Annotated in this window: 13 protein-coding genes and 1 pseudogene; 4 read left to right on the top strand and 10 right to left on the bottom strand. The window is 62.2% G+C overall.

Annotated features, from left to right (window positions below; all coding sequences use genetic code 11):
- From D0550_RS37015 to prpB, 5 genes and pseudogenes are all read right to left on the bottom strand, one after another.
- A pseudogene (locus D0550_RS37015) lies at window positions 1-704 on the bottom strand (flagellin N-terminal helical domain-containing protein); the annotation flags it as partial.
- A gap of 136 nt (window positions 705-840) precedes the next feature.
- Complete coding sequence (gene prpF, locus D0550_RS31895) at window positions 841-2,031, bottom strand: 2-methylaconitate cis-trans isomerase PrpF (RefSeq protein WP_116813232.1); 1,191 nt, start codon at window positions 2,029-2,031, stop codon at window positions 841-843.
- 2 nt (window positions 2,032-2,033) lie between these two features.
- Window positions 2,034-4,628 (bottom strand): Fe/S-dependent 2-methylisocitrate dehydratase AcnD, encoded by a 2,595-nt coding sequence (acnD, locus tag D0550_RS31890; RefSeq protein ID WP_116813231.1) that lies wholly within the window; start codon window positions 4,626-4,628, stop codon window positions 2,034-2,036.
- Between the two features lie 39 nt (window positions 4,629-4,667).
- On the bottom strand, window positions 4,668-5,825 hold the full coding sequence (gene prpC, locus D0550_RS31885) for a bifunctional 2-methylcitrate synthase/citrate synthase (protein ID WP_116813230.1): 1,158 nt from the start codon (window positions 5,823-5,825) through the stop codon (window positions 4,668-4,670).
- Window positions 5,826-5,876: 51 nt separating this feature from the next.
- Entirely contained in the window at window positions 5,877-6,755 is an 879-nt protein-coding gene (prpB, locus tag D0550_RS31880; protein WP_116813229.1) for a methylisocitrate lyase, read from the bottom strand.
- A gap of 200 nt (window positions 6,756-6,955) precedes the next feature.
- On the opposite strand from prpB, the gene prpR reads away from it, so the two are divergent.
- Window positions 6,956-8,899 carry a propionate catabolism operon regulatory protein PrpR gene (prpR, locus tag D0550_RS31875; RefSeq protein ID WP_116813228.1) on the top strand — a complete coding sequence of 648 codons (1,944 nt, stop codon included), beginning with the start codon at window positions 6,956-6,958 and terminating at the stop codon, window positions 8,897-8,899.
- A 10-nt stretch (window positions 8,900-8,909) separates the two neighbouring features.
- Here the strand turns inward: prpR and D0550_RS31870 are convergent, their stop codons facing one another.
- The 5 genes from D0550_RS31870 to D0550_RS31850 are packed head-to-tail and all read right to left on the bottom strand — an operon-like array spanning window position 8,910 to window position 14,592.
- Entirely contained in the window at window positions 8,910-9,272 is a 363-nt protein-coding gene (locus D0550_RS31870) for a hypothetical protein (protein ID WP_116813227.1), read from the bottom strand.
- A gap of 7 nt (window positions 9,273-9,279) precedes the next feature.
- On the bottom strand, window positions 9,280-10,830 hold the full coding sequence (locus D0550_RS31865; protein ID WP_116813226.1) for a S41 family peptidase: 1,551 nt from the start codon (window positions 10,828-10,830) through the stop codon (window positions 9,280-9,282).
- Between the two features lie 39 nt (window positions 10,831-10,869).
- Window positions 10,870-12,216, bottom strand: a complete 1,347-nt coding sequence (locus D0550_RS31860) for a M20/M25/M40 family metallo-hydrolase (protein WP_206606664.1) — start codon at window positions 12,214-12,216, stop codon at window positions 10,870-10,872.
- Window positions 12,217-12,255: 39 nt separating this feature from the next.
- Window positions 12,256-13,935, bottom strand: coding sequence for a flotillin family protein (locus tag D0550_RS31855; RefSeq protein ID WP_116813225.1), 1,680 nt, complete (start codon window positions 13,933-13,935; stop codon window positions 12,256-12,258).
- 27 nt (window positions 13,936-13,962) lie between these two features.
- Window positions 13,963-14,592 (bottom strand): YqiJ family protein, encoded by a 630-nt coding sequence (locus D0550_RS31850; protein WP_161966187.1) that lies wholly within the window; start codon window positions 14,590-14,592, stop codon window positions 13,963-13,965.
- Window positions 14,593-14,773: 181 nt separating this feature from the next.
- On the opposite strand from D0550_RS31850, the gene D0550_RS31845 reads away from it, so the two are divergent.
- The 3 genes from D0550_RS31845 to fdnG form a co-directional block, all read left to right on the top strand.
- Window positions 14,774-15,382, top strand: a complete 609-nt coding sequence (locus tag D0550_RS31845; protein ID WP_116813223.1) for a TetR/AcrR family transcriptional regulator — start codon at window positions 14,774-14,776, stop codon at window positions 15,380-15,382.
- Window positions 15,379-16,590 carry a glycosyltransferase gene (locus tag D0550_RS31840; RefSeq protein WP_116813222.1) on the top strand — a complete coding sequence of 404 codons (1,212 nt, stop codon included), beginning with the start codon at window positions 15,379-15,381 and terminating at the stop codon, window positions 16,588-16,590. The genes D0550_RS31845 and D0550_RS31840 overlap by 4 nt, the downstream gene beginning before the upstream one ends.
- Window positions 16,591-16,677: 87 nt before the next feature.
- Window positions 16,678-18,739, top strand: a 2,062-nt coding sequence (fdnG, locus tag D0550_RS31830) for a formate dehydrogenase-N subunit alpha (protein WP_153067445.1), incomplete at its 3' end; no start/stop codon positions are given.

Genomic DNA, 18,739 nt, shown 5'->3' with positions numbered 1-18,739 from the left:
ACACGTGCTCGAGGCGGTTCGAAGCAGCACCGAGCTGCGCGCGCACCGTGCCCACTTCCGTCAACGCGTCGTTGATGGTGGTGATGATGCCGTTGTCACCCGTCAATTCCGTGCCGTCCGCCGGAGTGGCGAAGCCGGCATAGTTGGCACTCACGTCGGCGAGCGCAGTGGCCAGGTCGCCGAGGCTGGTTTCCGTGTCGACTTCCATCGTTTCGTCGGCACTGGCGCCGATCTGGAACGTGATCGCCGCGGACAACAAAGCCGCCGGTGCCGTCGGTGTTCGTGCCGTCCGAGAACAGACGCTGACCGCCGAACGAAGTGGTACGGAAGATGTTGCTCAGTTCCAGACCCAGCGCGTCGAATTCCGCCTGCAGCGCGGCCACGTCATCGGTCGTCGACGAGGCGTTGTACGCTTCGGTCGCCAGATCCTTCATACGCAGCAGCACGTTGGTCATTTCCGAGAACGCGCCTTCGGCGGTCTGCATCATGGAGATGCCGTTCTGCGTGTTGCGCTGAGCGACGGACATGCCGCGGGTCTGAGCGTCCAGACGGGTGGCGATCTGCAAGCCGGCGGCGTCGTCCATCGCGCTGTTGACGCGGTAGCCGGTGCCCAGGCGGGTCAAGGAGGTGGTCAGGGACTTCTGCGTGTTGCCGACCGCATTCTGCGAGGACAACGCCGCAGCGTTAGTGTGAAGAGAAAGCATGTGTGAAACTCCTGGTGGTTGTCGTCTTGAGCGCGACACCATCTGTTCCTCGCGCCCTCAGTCCTTGAAGGCGGCGGGCCGTGCGGAGTTCTTAAATGGCGGTCACCCGACTATTAGTGTGACCGCCATCACATTATCAGTAGGAGTCGCCCGGAATGCGCACCCAACCTTCCATGAGGACGCGCGCGCTGCGGCTCATGATGGCTTTAGTGACAGTCCATTCGCCGTCGACCTTGCTGGCCTCAGCTCCGACTCGCAGCGTGCCGGACGGATGACCGAAGCGGACCGTGTTCCGCTCTCCTCCACCCGCCGCGAGATTCACCAGCGTGCCGGGAATCGCGGCAGCCGTGCCGATCGCAACGGCGGCCGTGCCCATCATCGCGTGATGCAGCTTGCCCATCGACAGCGCACGCACCAGCAGATCGATGTCGCTGGCCTGCACATGCTTGCCGCTGGAAGAAACATAGCTCTTCGGCGGCGCGACGAACGCAACCTTCGGCGTGTGCTGACGCTTGGCTGCTTCTTCGAGCGTCTTGATCAGACCCATGCGAATGGCTCCGTGCGCGCGAATGTTTTCAAACATCGCGAGCGCTTTGCCGTCGCTGTTGATCGCTTCCTGCAGCTCGGTGCCGGTGTAGCCGATGGCGTCGGCGTTCACAAAGATGGTCGGGATGCCGGCGTTGATCATCGTCACCTTGAGCGTGCCGAGACCGGGCACGTCGAGATCGTCGATCAGATTGCCGGTAGGAAACATCGAGCCGCCCGCGCCGTCTTCGTCAGCCGCGGGATTGAGGAACTCGATCTGCACTTCCGCGGCCGGGAACGTCACCCCGTCCAGCTCGAAATCGCCCGTCTCCTGCACGGCGCCGTCAGTGATCGGCACGTGCGCAACGATGGTCTTGCCGATGTTCGCCTGCCAAATACGCACGGTGACCGTGCCGTTCTTCGGAATACGGCTCGCATCGATCAAGCCATTGCTGATGGCGAACGGACCGACTGCAGCGGACAGGTTGCCGCAGTTGCCGCTCCAATCGACGAACGGTTTGTCGATGGAGACCTGGCCGAACAGATAATCGATATCGTGATCCGCCTTCGTGCTCTTCGACAGGATCACGGTCTTGCTGGTGCTGGACGTTGCACCGCCCATGCCGTCGATCTGTTTGCCGTACGGATCGGGGCTGCCAATCACGCGCTGGAGCAACGCGTCGCGCGCTGCTCCCGGCACCTGAGCCGTCGCAGGCAGATCCTGCAGGCGGAAGAACACGCCCTTGCTCGTACCGCCACGCATGTACGTGGCGGGGATTTTGATTTGCGGTGCGTGGGCCATGCTCAAGCCACCTTGGACGATTCGAGGAAGTCCTGCGCAAAGCGCTGGAGCACACCGCCGGCTTCGTAAATCGAAACCTCTTCGGCCGTATCCAAGCGGCAGAGCACGGGCACTTCAACCCGCTCACCGTTCTTGCGATGAATGACCAGGGTCAAATCCGCGCGCGGCTTGCGCTCACCGACGACATCGAATGTTTCCGTGCCGTCGATGCTCAACGTCTTGCGATTCACGCCCGATTTGAACTCCAGCGGCAGCACGCCCATGCCGATCAGGTTGGTGCGATGGATGCGCTCGAAGCCTTCGGCGACGATGGCTTCGACGCCGGCGAGACGCACGCCCTTGGCCGCCCAGTCACGCGACGAACCCTGACCGTAGTCGGCACCCGCGATGATGATCAGCGGCTGCTTGCGCTCCATGTAGGTTTCGATCGCTTCCCACATACGCGTGACCTTGCCTTCCGGCTCGATACGCGCGAGAGAGCCTTTCTTGACCTGACCGTCGACGACGGCCATTTCGTTGACGAGCTGCGGATTCGCGAACGTCGCACGCTGCGCGGTCAAGTGATCGCCACGGTGGGTCGCGTAGGAATTGAAGTCTTCCTCCGGCAAGCCCATCTTCGCCAGGTACTCACCCGCGGCGCTGTTGAGCAGGATCGCATTCGACGGCGACAGATGGTCCGTCGTGATGTTATCCGGCAGCACCGCCAGCGGACGCATGCCCTTCAGCGTGCGCTCGCCTGCAAGTGCGCCTTCCCAATACGGCGGACGGCGAATGTACGTGCTCTGCGGACGCCAGTTGTACAGCGGGTCGATCTTCACCGCGCTCGCAGCGCTTGGCGCGAACATCGGTTCGTACACGGTGCGGAAGTGCTCGGGCTTGACGCTCTTGGCGACGATGGTGTCGATCTCAGCATCGCTCGGCCAGATGTCCTTCAAGTACACCGCATTGCCTTCGCTGTCCTGACCCAGCACGTCCTTCTCGATATCGAAGCGGATCGTGCCCGCGATGGCGTAAGCAACGACCAGCGGCGGCGATGCGAGGAACGCCTGCTTGGCATACGGATGGATGCGGCCGTCGAAGTTACGATTGCCGGACAGCACTGCCGTCGCATACAGATCGCGATCGATGATTTCCTGCTGGATCTTCGGATCCAGTGCGCCCGACATGCCGTTGCACGTCGTGCAAGCGAACGCGACGATGCCGAAGCCGAGTTGTTCCAACTCCGGCAGCAGCTGTGCATCTTCCAGATACAGCTGCACGGCCTTCGAGCCCGGCGCAAGCGACGACTTCACCCACGGCTTGCGAACGAGACCGCGAGCATTGGCATTGCGCGCGAGCAAACCCGCGGCGATGACGTTTCGCGGATTACTCGTGTTCGTGCAGCTCGTGATCGCTGCGATGATTACAGCGCCGTCGGGCATCTGGCCGGGGACCTCTTCCCACTTGCCGGCGATGCCGCGCGAGGCAAGCTCAGTCACCGGCAGGCGCTTATGCGGATTCGACGGGCCCGCCATGTTGCGAACGACCGACGACAGATCGAACTTGAGCGTGCGCTCGTATTCGGCGGTCGTCAGGCTGTCGGCCCACAGACCGGTCAACTTGGCGTAAGTCTCGACCAGCTTCACCTGCGCATCGTCGCGGCCGGTGAGCTTGAGATAGTCGATCGTCTGCTGGTCGATGAAGAACATCGCCGCCGTGGCGCCGAACTCCGGCGTCATGTTGGAGATGGTGGCGCGATCGCCGAGCGTCAGCGCCGCAGCGCCTTCGCCATAGAACTCGATATACGCACCGACAACCTTCTCTTTGCGCAGGTATTCGGTGAGCGCGAGCACCACGTCAGTGGCCGTGATGCCCGGACCCGGCTTGCCCGTCAGCTCGACGCCAACGATGTCCGGCAAACGCATCCACGAAGCGCGACCCAGCATCACGCTCTCGGCTTCCAGACCGCCGACGCCGATGGCGATGACGCCAAGCGCGTCGACGTGCGGAGTGTGACTGTCCGTGCCGACCAGCGTGTCCGGGAACGCAACGCCGTCCACCGCGTGAATCACCGGCGACATCCGCTCCAGATTGATCTGGTGCATGATGCCGTTGCCCGGCGGAATCACATCCACGTTCTGGAACGCCAGCTTGGTCCAGTTGATGAAATGGAAACGATCGTCGTTGCGACGATCTTCCACAGCCCGGTTCTTCGCAAACGCATCCTTGTCGTAGCCGCCGTACTCGACCGCCAGCGAGTGATCGACGATCAGCTGCGTCGGCACGACCGGATTGATCTGCGAAGGATCGCCACCCTTGTCTGCGATGGCATCGCGCAAGCCTGCCAGGTCGACCAGTGCCGTCTGACCCAGAATGTCGTGACACACGACGCGGGCCGGGAACCACGGGAAGTCCAAATCCCGCTTGCGCTCGATCAGCTGCCGCAGCGAGGCCTCGAGCGTCGCTGGGTCACAGCGACGCACCAGGTTCTCGGCGTGCACCCGCGAGGTGTACGGCAACTTGGCGTAAGCGTGCGGCTTGATCGCATCGACGGCTTCGCGCGCGTCGAAGTAATCCAGCTGGGTTCCGGGCAGGCGTTTGCGATGGGCTGTATTCATAAACCTTTGAGCGATGGCGATGGCTTACTGGCGCCGGTGTTACTTGCGCTGATCGATCGGCAGGAACTTCTGGTCTTCCGGACCGGTGTAGTTCGCGCTCGGACGGATGATTTTACCGTCAATGCGCTGCTCGATGATGTGCGCGCTCCAACCCGAGGTGCGGGCGATCACGAACAGCGGCGTGAACATGGCGGTCGGCACGCCCATCACGTGGTAGCTGACGGCGCTGAACCAGTCCAGGTTCGGGAACATCTTCTTGATCTCCCACATCACCGATTCCAGGCGCTCGGCGATGTCGAACATCTTGGTGCTGCCCTGTTCCTTCGACAGGTCGAGCGCCACCTGCTTGATCACCTTATTACGCGGATCGGAGATCGTGTAGACGGGATGGCCGAAGCCGATGACGACTTCCTTGCGCTCGACGCGGGCGCGGATGTCCGCTTCCGCCTCGGCCGGCGTGTCGTAGCGCTTCTGGATCTCGAACGCGACTTCGTTGGCACCGCCGTGCTTCGGACCGCGCAGCGCGCCGATGCCGCCGCAGATCGCCGAATACATGTCGGAGCCGGTGCCGGCGACGACGCGAGACGTGAACGTCGACGCGTTGAACTCGTGCTCGGCGTACAGGATCAGCGACGTGTGCATCGCCTTGACCCACGAGCGCGGCGGCTTCTGCTGATGCAACAGGTGCAGGAAGTGGCCACCGATAGAGTCTTCATCCGACTCCGTCTCGATGCGCTTGCCGTTGTAAGCGTAGTGATACCAGTACAGCAGCATCGAGCCGAGCGAGGCCATCAGCTTGTCAGCGATGTCGCGCGCGCCGGCATGGTTGTGATCGTCCTTCTCAGGATTCACGCAGCCGAGCACGGAGACACCCGTGCGCATGACGTCCATGGGATGCGCCGACGGCGGCAGCTGTTCCAACGCGGTCTTCACCGCTGCCGGCAGGCCACGCAGCGACTTCAGCTTGGTCTTGTACGCCGCCAGTTCAGCGGAAGTCGGCAACTTGCCGTGCACCAGCAGATGCGCGATCTCCTCGAACTCGGACTGAGCCGCGAGATCGAGAATGTCGTAGCCGCGATAGTGCAGATCGTTGCCGCTGCGACCGACCGTGCAAAGCGCGGTATTGCCGGCGACGGTGCCGGACAGTGCAACTGACTTCTTGGGCTTGAACCCGGTCTGGGCGGGAGCGTCGGTCATGTAAAGTCTCCTGGTCGTCGTTACTTAAAAGCGCTCGGCTATTTCGTCGCTTTACTTCTTTGATTTGAAGAGGGCATCGAGATGCTGTTCGTAAGCGTGATAGCCGATGCGCTCGTAGAGTTCTTCGCGGGTCTGCATGGTGTCGATCACATTCTTCTGGTGACCGTCACGGCGGATCGCCTCGTAAACATTCTCCGCAGCCTTGTTCATGGCGCGGAAGGCGCTCAGCGGGTACAGCACCATCTGCACGCCCACGCTCTTCAGCTCGGGCACGGAGAATAGCGGTGTCTTGCCGAACTCGGTGATGTTCGCGAGCACCGGCACCTTCACTGCATCGACGAACTTCTTGTACGTCGGCAGATCGTAAGCCGCTTCGGCGAAAATGGCGTCGGCACCCGCCTCCACGCACTTCACCGAACGCTCGATCGCGGCATCGATGCCGAACGAGGCGATCGCGTCGGTGCGAGCAATCAAATAGAAATCCGGATCGGTCTTGGCATCGGCCGCGGCCTTGACGCGATCGACCATCTCTTCGGTGGAGACCAGCTCTTTGCCGGGACGATGGCCGCAACGCTTGGCGCCCACCTGATCTTCGATGTGGCAGGCGGCCGCGCCGAACTTGATCAGGCTCTTGACGGTGCGCGCGATGTTGAATGCGCTCGGGCCGAAGCCGGTGTCGATGTCGACCAGCAGCGGCAGATCGCACACGTCGGTGATGCGACGGATGTCGGTCAGCACGTCATCGAGGTTGTTGATGCCGAGGTCGGGCATGCCGAGCGAGCCGGCCGCGACGCCGCCGCCCGAGAGGTAAATAGCACGGTAGCCGGCGCGCTTGGCGAGCAGTGCGTGGTTCGCATTGATCGCGCCCACGATCTGCAGCGGTTGCTCGGCGGCCAGGGCCGAACGGAAGTTGGATCCGGCTGATGCCATGGAAGTCTCCTTCAATAATGCGGTTGCAGATGGGTTGCGCAGGGAGAGCAAGACTTATGCCACGCACGGCGCGCCGACGGTCGCACCTAACCCATTGATCAAACTGTAAATGCCTGCCGAGGGCCTGAACTCGAAGGCACTGGCGGTTTCATTCGTGAAACATTACAATTTCAGCCTGCAACATTGATGAAACTGTTGTCATGAACGCCCAGGTCACCCGCCCCAATGACCCGCTCCGCATCGTCGCCGTCGGCCTGCACAGGCTGAAGGACCTGTTCCGGGACCTCGCCCCCACCTACGCCCAAGCGGCCCGGGTCGAGGTGCTCGATAGCGGCTTCGAGACCGCAGTCGACACTATTAATGAGCTGAGCCGCTCGCAACCCATCGATGTGCTCGTGGCCGCGGGCTCCAACGGCGCCTACCTTCGCCAGCATATCGAACTGCCGGTCGTGCTGGTTCGCGTTGGTGGCTTCGACATCCTGAGCGCGCTCGCTCGGGCTCGCGCTATCTCGTCGCGCATCGCATTGGTGACGCACGGCGCCCTGCCCGTCGAATTGGAGCGCTTCAACGAATTGTTCGCGCTCGGCATCGAGCAGCGAAGTTATCGAACCACGGACGATGCGAGAAATTGTGTGCTCGAGCTGCGTGCTCGCGGCATCGAAGTGGTCGTTGCGCCGGGCCTGGTCACGGATCTCGCCGAAGCGGCCGGCATGGCGAGCGTGTTCCTGTATTCCGAAGACGCCGTGCGCGAAGCGCTCGACGACGCGGTCGAAATGGCCCGCCTGTCGCGCATGGAAGGCGCCAAGCGCGAGCGTTTGAATACGATTCTCGGCCAGCTGCGTGACGGCGTGGTCGCGGTCGATATGGACGAGCGGATCGAGATTTTGAATCCAGCCATGGCGCGGCTCCTGGAGCGACCCGCCACTGACCTCGTCGGCCGCAAGCTCAGTGAGGTCGCACCGGAGCTTTCACTCACACGCACGCTGCGCGAGCCACGCGCCGAGATCGATGAATTGCAGAAGCTCGGCTCACGGGCCGTGCTCACCAGTCGATTGCCCATCACCGAGCAAGGCACGCAGACCGGCGCTGTGCTCACCTGCCAGGATCCGGAATCGATTCAGCGCGTCGATCGCGATCTGCGCGCGCGCCGCCACAAGCCCGCGGCGAATGTTCGCTATCGATTGAGCGATCTGGTCGGCACCACGCCGGGCATCGTTCATACCCGATCGTTGGCGGCTCAATATGCACGCAGTGATGCGACGGTGTTGATCTTCGGCGAAAGCGGCACCGGCAAGGAACTGCTCGCTCAAGGCATCCACGCGGCGAGCAAACGTGCGAATCAACCTTTCATCGCCATCAACTGCGGCGCCTTCCCCGAGTCGCTGCTGGAAAGTGAGTTGTTCGGCTATGAGGAAGGCGCGTTCACGGGCGCCCGCCGCGGCGGCAAGCTGGGTCTGTTCGAGGCCGCCCACACTGGCACGATCTTTCTGGATGAGATCGGCGAGATGCCAGTGTCTCTGCAAACGCGCTTGCTGCGCGTGTTGCAGGAGAGAGAAATTCTGCGTGTAGGCGCGATCGAACCGACGCGCGTCGACGTTCGTGTGATCGCAGCCACGCATCGCGACCTGACCGAGCGCATCGTCACCGGCGACTTCCGCCGGGACCTCTATTACAGACTCAACATCCTGCGTCTGGAGTTACCAGGCCTGCGCGATCGTCGCCAGGACCTGCCCGAGCTGGTTGCTCACCTCGCGGGCAAAATTGCGACGCGCGCGGGCATCGATATCACCAACGATCCGCGCGTGCAGAAGCTGTTGGATGCGGCCTGGAAGTATGAATGGCCCGGTAACGTGCGCGAGCTGGAGAATTTGTTGGAGCGGGTGGCGATGCTGGCCACTCCAAACGACGCCGCGCTCAGCGATATGCAGCTGCGCGAATTGATGCCCGAAATCTCAGACGCAACGCCCCGCAGACTCCCCGCCTCCATTGCCGTGCATCGCGCCGAGTCGGAGATCGAGCTGATTCGACGCGTGCTCGATGAGAGCGACGGCTCGTACGCCAAAGCGAGCGAGCGACTGGGGATCAGTCGCACGACGCTGTGGCGAAAGTTGAAGAAGGAACGTGCGGACGGAGCCGGCGACTGAAGTAGACGGGCTACTTCAGCCTGCACTTGGCGTTCGGCAGCTCATACCGCGCATTGGTGCGAACGTGCACCAGCACGCAGCGGTTCTTCGCCCGGATCAGTTGGAAGTGCTCGGGTGGTGTCAGCTCCCTGCCCTGCAGCCTACGGCCCTCGGCATCCCGAGCTGGAGCACGCTCGATCACCAACTCACTGTCGGTCGTGAGCGCATCCGCCGCGAGCGTGACGGTTGGAACATTCAAGGCCGCGCTCACGGCCTTGACCAACTCGTCGTGTGTTTGCGCCGTCGCTTCCGTCAACACGGCCGGCCCATCCTGACCGGCCACGGAAGCGCACGCCGACAACATCACCAAAGCGCTGAACGCGACGCTGCGCATGACGACGTTACTCGCTCAGGATTCGATTCGTCCGGGCCGGCGACTTGAACATCTCACCCTCGGTTTCACCCAGAGTCGTCTTCGCGCTGAAGTCGCCTTCGGGAGAGAAGCCGCTCGGCGCCGGACAGACCTGATTGTTGCTCCCGAGATAGCCCAGCGCCGCGGACAGCCGCCGTTCGAGCGGATCACCGAGCGCACGCGTGAAATCATCCGCGACCGAGCAACCTCTCACCACTGTTCCGGAGTCAACAGCTCCCGGCGAGAATCCGTCCGCATACCCTCCGAAGCCCGCGGCGTTGCGACCTTCGAACTGAATCGAGAAGTACGTGGTACCGCAGTTGCCCTGGGGATAGAAGCCATACGGCTTGCCGCAGGTGGTCGAGCCGATCTGATAAACCTGCACGCCCACGCCACGCAGGCTGTTGATGATGGACTCGCTTGCCGAGCACGTACTGCTGCTGGTGATCACGTAGACGTGATCCAGGTTCAGTGTCGGCAATTGCGTACCTGCAGTGACGCTGAAACCGCGCGCGGTAGTATGAAACGGCGTGGGCGTAAGCGCCTGGCCTGTGATGGGATTGGTGTTCGGGTTCTTGTCGTTGAACACCAGGCGCTCGAAGGTCTGCCCCCGGGCCATGTTGCCGGCGATCATATAGGCCAGCTCGCTGGCGATATCCAGATAGCCGCCACCGTTATAGCGCAGGTCCAGAATCAGCTCCCGAACGCCGGCGGTGCTGAAAGATCTGATCGCAGTGACCAGCTGCGCCTCTGCGGGCGCGATGTGATCGTTGAACAGCAGGTAACCGACCGGCACACCGGACGCATCGATGGTGCGAGAGACAAGCACAGGCTGATGAGTGACCTGGACGGCGTTCATCGTGATGTTACGCACGGTCCCGGTGAGATCACGGACCTGGAAGGTATGCGAGCCCGCCACCGTGGGATAGAACGCCGCATTCAGCGTCGCGAGCGCACTGTTCGTGTTTGCATTCACATCGACGTTATCGGCGAACAGCACTTCGACGCCGCGCCCAAGGCCGGCGTTTGCCGCCGGCGTGCCTGGCTCGACGTAGGCAATGACGGCTCGGCGAGACGATGTAGAGGTGGTGATGACCCACTCCGCACCATAGCCAATCTCGACGCCAGCTTGCGACAGCTGGTCCCACTGCGCCGTCGGGTAGGTGAAGTGGAACTGGTCCTTGGGCCGCCCCGAAGCCGTCGTCGCCGGCGTCTTCAATGCATCGAAGTAATTGGCCGTGCTGACGCCCGTCGGGTTGCGATCCGGGACCTCCGAGTACCACAGATACAGCTCATTGGTCCACGAGCGCAGAAACATGCTCTCGGTGAACGCCGAACCGGAGCGATCGCTGGTCCCTGAACGGGGCGACGCGCACTGATTGGCGAAACTGGAGGACGGCTGAAACACCCCCGGCTGGTAGTTGCCGTTGTTATTGGACGGTGGAGCTATCGGACCACTCCCGCCGCCGCCACCACCACCGCAACCTGACAACAACCCCAGGACCAGCAGCGGCAATGCGCGCTGAATTCTGCACCCCATGGCTTCTCCCTGTTTATCAATGGCACCCGCGCCCGGATTCTAGCGTTTTCGGGGCAACAAAGGTTTCGGTCCGCCCTCAATACCGGCCAACGCCAGCGTGGTCAACAATACTCCCTGCGGACCGAGCCAGGCGTTAACTGGTTCATACCATTCATCCAGCGAATGTGCCTTATCGCCGATGCCACCGCCCGACGCGGTAATGGCCGGAATGCCCAGCCCCAGCGGCACATTGGAGTCGGTGCTGCTGGCGACCGGGGTCGGGGGCTTTTGACCCAGCGCCACCATGGCTCCGATATAAGTAGAGGCCATGAGACTGTCACTGCTGCCTGCGCCGGCTGGCCGGTCGCCGAGCAGTGTGCGCTCGACTCGCACCGGCGCCGCTCCCCAGCGCTTACCCTCTTCCACGCCGGCTCGTTCAGCTGCAGCGAGGATCTGTTCTTCCAGCGCAGCCATCGCGCTTGCGGATTCTGAACGAATGTCGAGCTGTAGCTTGGCTTGCTCGGCGATGGCATTGATCGCAGTGCCGCCCGACACGATAGCAACTGTGAACGTGGTCTTCGGCTCGGTGGGCGCCTGCAAATCGGAGATGGCGCTGATGGCTCGACCCATCGCGTGCACTGCGCTGGGCGTACCGAAGTTCCCATAACTGTGGCCGCCCGGGCCGGTGAATGTTATTTGCCAGCGATGGCTGCCGACGGCGCGCGCCACGACTTTGGATTCACCGGCGGGCAGGTCCGGCGACCCGATGCCGTCGACGGAGATGAAGCCGTCGATATCCTTGCGATCGCGGAACAATGCCTTCACGCCGCGCAGATTGCCCAAGCCCTCCTCGCCCACCGTGGCGACGAATAAAACATCGCCTTGAGTGCGCAGCTTGTTTTCCTGCATCGAGCGCAACACGGTCAGCAGCACGGTCAGTCCGCGAGCGTCATCGACTATGCCGGGGCCGTGATAACGATTGCCTTCCTTGCGAACCTTGACGTCCGTGTCCGCGCTGAACACCGTGTCCAAATGCGCCGATAGCACCAGCGTCGGTCCGTTACGGCTCGTGCCAGGACGGCGCGCGATGACGTTACCTTCGGCATCGGTGGAGATTTCAGTCAGGCCCAGCTCACGCAACCGCCGTATGTAGTCATTGGCGCGAACCTCTTCCTTGTAAGAAGGGGCCGGGATCTCGGAGATCTCGATCTGCTCGCGCAAGGTCCGCTCGTCTTCACGCCGGATCTGTTCCAGCGCCGCCTTCACCGCGGACTTGCTGTTGAGGGTCTTGAAGACAGACTCATTCTTTGTCGATGCGTCAGCGGCCGGCGCCCCAAATGCGAGCACCGCGCCGAACAGACACATCACACTGGCGAACTTCACGCGACCTGATTTGACCACTGTCATCTCGATTTCCGTCTGACGCCTGGCGGGCAGATCGCAACATCATAGCGGACTGGCCGGCACCGGGGCCGGCGGTGTCACGGGTTGCGCAACGGCCGTCGAAGCCTTCACCAGCCCATCCAAGCCACTGCCGGACAGACCGACCTCCTTGATGAGCTGATCCACCACCGGCGCGTAAGCGCGATATTTCAGAGCCGCGCCGACCGCTTGCTCGGCCAGATTGCCCGAGCCATTGCCAGCCGCGTGATCGCCCGCCTGCGCCCCGGCGGCGCCGGTGTTCAGACCATCGACCTGCATGATGCGAATCGAGTCGATGTTCTGCATCGGCCGCACCGCCTCTTCGATGATCTTCGGCAGCGCCTGAATCAGCGCCAGCTTCTCCTGCAGCGAGATCTGCGCGTTCGAAAGCGTGTTGATGGCTTCGTTCAAAGCGCGCTTACCGGCGGCTTCCGCCTCGTAATTTTCGCGGTTCGCCTTGGCGAGCGTTCGGATCGCATCGGCCTTCGCCTCCGATGCCTCTTTTTCCGCAAGCGCCGACACCTTCACGCTGATGGCTTGACGCTCGGCTTCCTGCGACGCCAGCACCAGTGTCACCTGCTTGTCACGTTCGGCCCTCGCGACCTCTTCGGCCGTCTTCACGGCCTGCTCGGCTTTCACCGCTTCGGCGAGCGCCAGATTGGCGCTGGCCTGCGCCTTGGATTGTTCCTCGGACTTCTGCGCGATGGAGATCGCTTTGTTCTGATCGGCGATCTGCGTGGCGCGCTGCTGTTCGATCGAGGCGATCGAGATCTCACGCTCGGCTTCGACTTCGCGCTGACGCACGGCCTGCTCCTTGGCGACCTCCGCTTCGCGAATCTGACGTTGCGCGACGATCTTCGCTTGCTCGGCCTCTCGAGCGCGCTCAGCCTGAGCCGTCGCGACGATGGCTTGCTGCTCGGCTTCACGTGCCGCGACTTCCTGCGACTGCGCGAGCTCGGCGAAGCGTTTCTGGCGATCGATCTCGAGCTGCAACTGCTTGGCCTCGAAATTCTTGCGCGAGATCGCGACCGACGTGTCCTGCTCGATTTCGTTGCGCTCGCGGCTGCGACGCTGGGTTTGTTCGGTCAGACGCGTCAGACCCTCGGCATCGAACGCGTTGTTGGGATCGAAGAACTGCATGGCAGTCTGGTCAATGCGGGTGAGCGACACGCTCTCCAGCTCCAGACCGTTCTTCAACAGGTCCTCGCTCACGGCGTTCTGGACGCCCTGGATGAAGTCCTGACGTTTGTCGAGCAGTTCCTGCATGGTCATCGACACCGCGGCAGCACGCAGCGCGTCGACGAACTTATCCTCGACCAATTGTGACAATTGCTCGGGAGCGATCGTGCGTTGACCCAAGGTCTGCGCGGCATTCGCGATTCCTTCCTTGGTCGGCACGACGCGTACGAAGAACGCAACGACCACGTCCACGCGCATGCGGTCTTTAGTGAACAGCGAATCTTTGCCGAACCGCATGACTTCGAGCTTGAGCGTATTCATGTTCACGAGGATGGTCTCGTGGAACACGGGGAAAACAATGGCGCCGCCATCCATCACCACTTTCTGCCCACCCAGTCCGGTGCGCACGAAAGCTCGCTCCTTCGACGAGCGGCGATACAGCCGCGAGAAAATGATTCCTACCACCAGCAGCGCGAAAAATGCGATGCCCGCCAGGATCAAATTTTCCAGCATCAAGTCCGACATCAGTACCTCCCCAGGAACGTTGACGAATCAGAGCAAATCCGGCCAGGGATTCAATGCCCCGGCGAAACGATTGCCGGCAATGCGCTTGTTCAGCAGCACGCGTTCCCCGCTTTGAAACGTCATGCCCTCGGCTTCCGGCTCTACCATCACATAAAGGGTTTGTCCGTGCTCGTTCGCCACCTTGGCCTGGGCCGGATAGCCCGGCCGCGCGGTGCCGCCGACGATGGTCGCGACTCGACCGACCAGCGAGTCGAACGAAACGGCATAGGTTTGATCCTGGGGGATGAGGCGCGCCAACCCGCGACCTGCGAAACGCACCACCGGCAGAGTAATCAGGAACGCGGCACTGCCCGCGAGCAGCGGCGGCACCCAGAAACCGAACAAGTGCCGCACGATCAGATTGAGCGCGAAACCGCTCAACGCAAAGCTCGCGAGGAACAGCACCATCAGCACGAGCAGCGGCACCCGGCCAAACGACAACCAGCCGAGCGCCTTGTCGAACGGCCCCGCGTCGAGGTCGCCGTGATCCGGAAGCATCTGTTGCAACGATTGGGAGAGACTGGAGCCCAGCAGCATCGCGATGCCTTCCACGATCGCGATCAGCAGGAGCAGGAAGGTTGCCACGGTGAATGGCCAGGTCTCTGCGGCGAACAGCACGTGTTGTTTATCCCTCAACTAGAAGCTGTTGAGGGCAGTATCCGGACAGCAAGCCATCAATGCAACGCACTGCCGGTGAATAGCCACGCGTTACCGGCGAACGCGCGTCGACCTTTCGGACGTTTGCAGCCAATTTCTGAACGACGTACAATTATATACGTCGTTCAATTTTGAGATCGTCATGACCGAACCGGGCCGCCGCGAGCGCAAACGCCAGGAAAAGCTCGACCACATCGCACAGACGGGCTTTCGTCTGTTTGAGGCGCACGGCTTTGCCGCCGTCACGATGGAGCAAATCGCCGCAGAAGCGGACGTTGCCAAGGGCACGCTATACAGCCACTTCCCAGTGAAGGAAGCGGTGCTGGCGCACTGGTTTCACGTGCAGCTCGAGGAGGATCTCGAGCGCCTCCTGCCGATTTGCCTCGCCGATGCAAACTTCAAGCGCGGCATGCGCCGGCTGCTCGATGCTTCAGCATCGTGGCACGAACAGCATCGTGACTATCTGCTGCCCTATCTGCGCTATCGGTTCATGAACGTCGGTGAGCCGAACGTGGATGAGAACGACGCGCGCGCCGATCTCGTGCGGGCGTTCTTCGCCCTCATCGCCTCTGGTCAAGAGTCCGGCGAACTGCGACACAACCAGCCGGCCGCCCGACTGGCGCTGTTCTTTCACTTCATGTATCTGGCCGCGCTGATGCGCTGGCTCACCACGCCCAAGGCCGATCTGCACGACGAGTTCACTGCAGTGTTGGATCTGTTCCTAAAAGGCTCGCGCACCTCGAAATCATGAAATTTCTCGTCCTGACCTACGGCTCCGACGGCGACACTCGGCCGCTTGCGGCGTTGAGCCGCGCATTGATCGACGCCGGCCACGAAGCGCATCTACTCGCAGAAGGCGCGTCCCTCGGTACAGCAACAGCACTGGGCGTCCCGGCCACGCCCCTGGCAGGAAACATTCGAGACGTGCTGGGACATGAGGGCGCCGCGTTCCAGAAGAACGGCAACGCCCCGAGGGAGCTGACGCGGATGGCAAATGAGAATGCCGAGAATTGGCTGCGTTCCGCCGTGGAATTTGGCAGAGGCTGTGACGCCATCGTCATCTCGGGGCTCGCTGGATTCGTGGGCTTGTCGGCGGCTGAATATCTCGGCGTGCAGGCCATTGGCGCCGGATTGTTTCCTCTCACGCCGACCTCGGCGTTCGCCTCCCCGCTGTTGCCGCCGGGCAAGCTGCCGCGGATGTTCAATCGGATGAGTCAGCAGCTCATCAACAGTCTGGTATGGAGAGCGTTCCGCAAATCGACGAATGCAGCTCGTCAGCGCGTCTGCGCACTGCCGCCGCGAAAGTCCATTTGGGTCGGGCATCCCATGTTGTATGGCGTGTCGCCAAACTTGCTGCCTCGACCCGATGACTGGCCCAGCAACACGCTCGTTTGTGGCCAGTGGCTGCTACCGGCCAAGGATTGGACTCCGCCCGCCCGACTGAGCGAGTTCCTCGCGGCCGGTGAAGCGCCCATTTATATCGGCTTCGGCAGCATGGGCGGCTTCGAGCCTCGGCGTATGCTCGAAGCGATCGTCGGCGGATTGGCGGGTCGCCGCGCATTGTTCTATCCGGGCTGGAGCGGCATCGATGTCTCGCAGCTTCCTGCAAACATTCTGGCCGTCGGCGACACGCCGCATGACTGGCTGCTGCCGCGGACAGCAGTCGCTGTACATCATGGCGGCTCGGGCACTACGCATTCCGCCTCACGCGCCGGCATCCCGTCGGTCGTCGTGCCGTTCGCAGGCGATCAGGCCTTCTGGGCCGAGCGACTCTATCAGGCGGGCATTGCAGCCAAGCTGTCCAGCTGGAAAGCGTTGAATGCCACGACACTCGCGGACAGCATCCGATTCGCCGAGCAAGACGACGTGCGAGCACGCGCCCAAGCCATAGGAGAAAAGATGCGCAAGGAAGACGGCCTACAAGCGGCTGTGAAAGCGATCGAATCGCTGGTGTCGTGACGATTCCGACGCTGTGCGGGCGCATTGCGACCCCCTCCATGCGGGCATAGACTGAGCCTCGTGTCATGCCCGCACAGGAGTTCTTCCATGAGCGATATGACGAGGCGCCAGTTCCTGGCGATCACCGGCGGCGGGCTGGCGGGTTCGAGCCTGGCGCTGCTTGGATTCTCACCGGGTCTGGCGTTGGCCGAGGTGCGCCAGTTCAAGCTGGCTCGCGCCACCGAGACCCGCAATACCTGTCCCTACTGTTCAGTCGCCTGCGGCTTGCTGATGTATTCGCTGGGCGATAAGGCGAAGAACGCCACCCCGAGCATCTTTCACATCGAGGGCGATCCCGACCACCCGGTCAATCGCGGCACGTTGTGTCCCAAGGGTGCGGGGCTGATCGACTTCATCCACAGCCCGAGCCGACTCAAGTATCCGGAGTATCGCGCGCCCGGCTCGGATCGCTGGCAGCGCATCACCTGGGATGAAGCCATGGAGCGCGTCGCCCGACTGATGAAGCAGGATCGCGACGCGAATTTCATCGCGAAGAACGCCGAGGGTCAGACCGTGAACCGCTGGCTGACCACCGGCATGCTGGCAGCTTCGGCAAGCAGCAACGAAGCCGGCTACATCACCCACAAGGTGATCCGCAGTCTGGGCATGCTGGCGTTCGACAATCAGGCGCGTGTGTGACACGGCCCGACGGTGGCAGGTCTTGCCCCGACGTTTGGCCGTGGAGCGATGACGAATCACTGGGTCGACATCAAGAATGCCGACCTGGTCCTCATCATGGGTGGCAACGCCGCCGAGGCGCATCCGTGCGGCTTCAAATGGGTCACTGAGGCCAAAGCGCACAACAAGGCGCGATTGATCGTCGTCGATCCACGCTTCACACGCTCGGCTTCGGTCGCCGATGTGTATGCGCCGATCCGCCCTGGCACCGACATCGCGTTTCTTGGCGGCGTCATCAATTACCTGCTGGCCAACGACAAGGTCCAGCGCGACTACGTCATGCACTACACCGACGCGAGCTTCATCGTGAGGGAAGACTTCGCGTTTCACGACGGCCTGTACTCGGGCTACAACGCCGACAATCGCAGCTACGACAAAACCAGCTGGGAATATGAGATCGGTAGCGATGGCTTTGCCCGCATCGATCCGACACTGGCGCATCCGCGCTGCGTTTTGAATCTGATGAAACAACACTACTCGCGCTACACGGCGGAAACGGTCGAGCGCGTCTGCGGCACGCCGCAGGAAAAGTTTCAGCAGATTTGCGAGATGATCGGCTCCACGGCGACCCCAAGGCGCGCCATGACGATCATGTACGCGCTTGGCTGGACGCAGCACTCCGTCGGCTCGCAAATGATTCGCTGTGCGGCGATGGTGCAGCTGCTACTAGGAAACATCGGTGTCTCCGGCGGTGGCATGAACGCGCTGCGCGGTCACTCCAATATCCAAGGCCTCACGGATCTCGGCCTGCTCTCCAACTCGCTGCCGGGCTATATCTCGCTGCCCTTCGACAGGGAGCAGGATTACAGCAAGTACGTCGCAGTACGCGCCCAGCAGCCACTGCGCCCGAATCAAGTGAGCTACTGGCAGAACTTCCCGAGCTTCTTCGTCAGCTTGCAGAAGGCCTGGTGGGGCGATGCCGCGACGGTCGAGAATCGCTGGGCTTACGACTATCTGCCGAAGTTCGACAAGCTCTACGACATGCTGCAGGTCTTCGATCTGATGGCCCAGGGCAGGATGAACGGCTATCTGGCGCAGGGCTTCAATCCCCTCGCCGCCGCGCCCAACAAAGCCAAGATGTCGGCGGCACTGTCGAAGCTGAAGTTCCTGGTAATCATGGATCCACTGGTCACGGAGACTTCGGAGTTCTGGCGCAACTACGGCGTCCACAACGATGTCGATCCGAGCAAGATCCAAACGGAAGTCATCCGGCTGCCGGTGACCTGCTTTGCCGAGGAAGACGGCGCACTCGTCAACTCCGGACGCTGGCTGCAGTGGCATTGGAAAGGCGCGAACGGTCCTGGCGAAGCGCGCACCGATATCGAGATCATGGCCGAGCTGTTCAATCGGCTGCGCAAGCTCTATCAAACCGAAGGCGGAGCCTTCCCCGATCCCATCGTGAATCTGGCGTGGCCCTACATACAGCCGAACC

This window comes from Steroidobacter cummioxidans (assembly GCF_003104955.1).
This window is presented reverse-complemented; position numbering and strand designations above follow the sequence as displayed.

Bases quoted from the DNA above. Each gene is read 5' to 3' on its own strand.
- prpF (WP_116813232.1), bottom strand. From the start codon at position 2,031: ATGGCCCACGCACCGCAAATCAAAATCCCCGCCACGTACATGCGTGGC.
- acnD (WP_116813231.1), bottom strand. From the start codon at position 4,628: ATGAATACAGCCCATCGCAAACGCCTGCCCGGAACCCAGCTGGATTAC.
- prpC (WP_116813230.1), bottom strand. From the start codon at position 5,825: ATGACCGACGCTCCCGCCCAGACCGGGTTCAAGCCCAAGAAGTCAGTT.
- prpB (WP_116813229.1), bottom strand. From the start codon at position 6,755: ATGGCATCAGCCGGATCCAACTTCCGTTCGGCCCTGGCCGCCGAGCAA.
- prpR (WP_116813228.1), top strand. From the start codon at position 6,956: ATGAACGCCCAGGTCACCCGCCCCAATGACCCGCTCCGCATCGTCGCC.
- D0550_RS31870 (WP_116813227.1), bottom strand. From the start codon at position 9,272: ATGCGCAGCGTCGCGTTCAGCGCTTTGGTGATGTTGTCGGCGTGCGCT.
- D0550_RS31865 (WP_116813226.1), bottom strand. From the start codon at position 10,830: ATGGGGTGCAGAATTCAGCGCGCATTGCCGCTGCTGGTCCTGGGGTTG.
- D0550_RS31860 (WP_206606664.1), bottom strand. From the start codon at position 12,216: ATGACAGTGGTCAAATCAGGTCGCGTGAAGTTCGCCAGTGTGATGTGT.
- D0550_RS31855 (WP_116813225.1), bottom strand. From the start codon at position 13,935: ATGTCGGACTTGATGCTGGAAAATTTGATCCTGGCGGGCATCGCATTT.
- D0550_RS31845 (WP_116813223.1), top strand. From the start codon at position 14,774: ATGACCGAACCGGGCCGCCGCGAGCGCAAACGCCAGGAAAAGCTCGAC.
- D0550_RS31840 (WP_116813222.1), top strand. From the start codon at position 15,379: ATGAAATTTCTCGTCCTGACCTACGGCTCCGACGGCGACACTCGGCCG.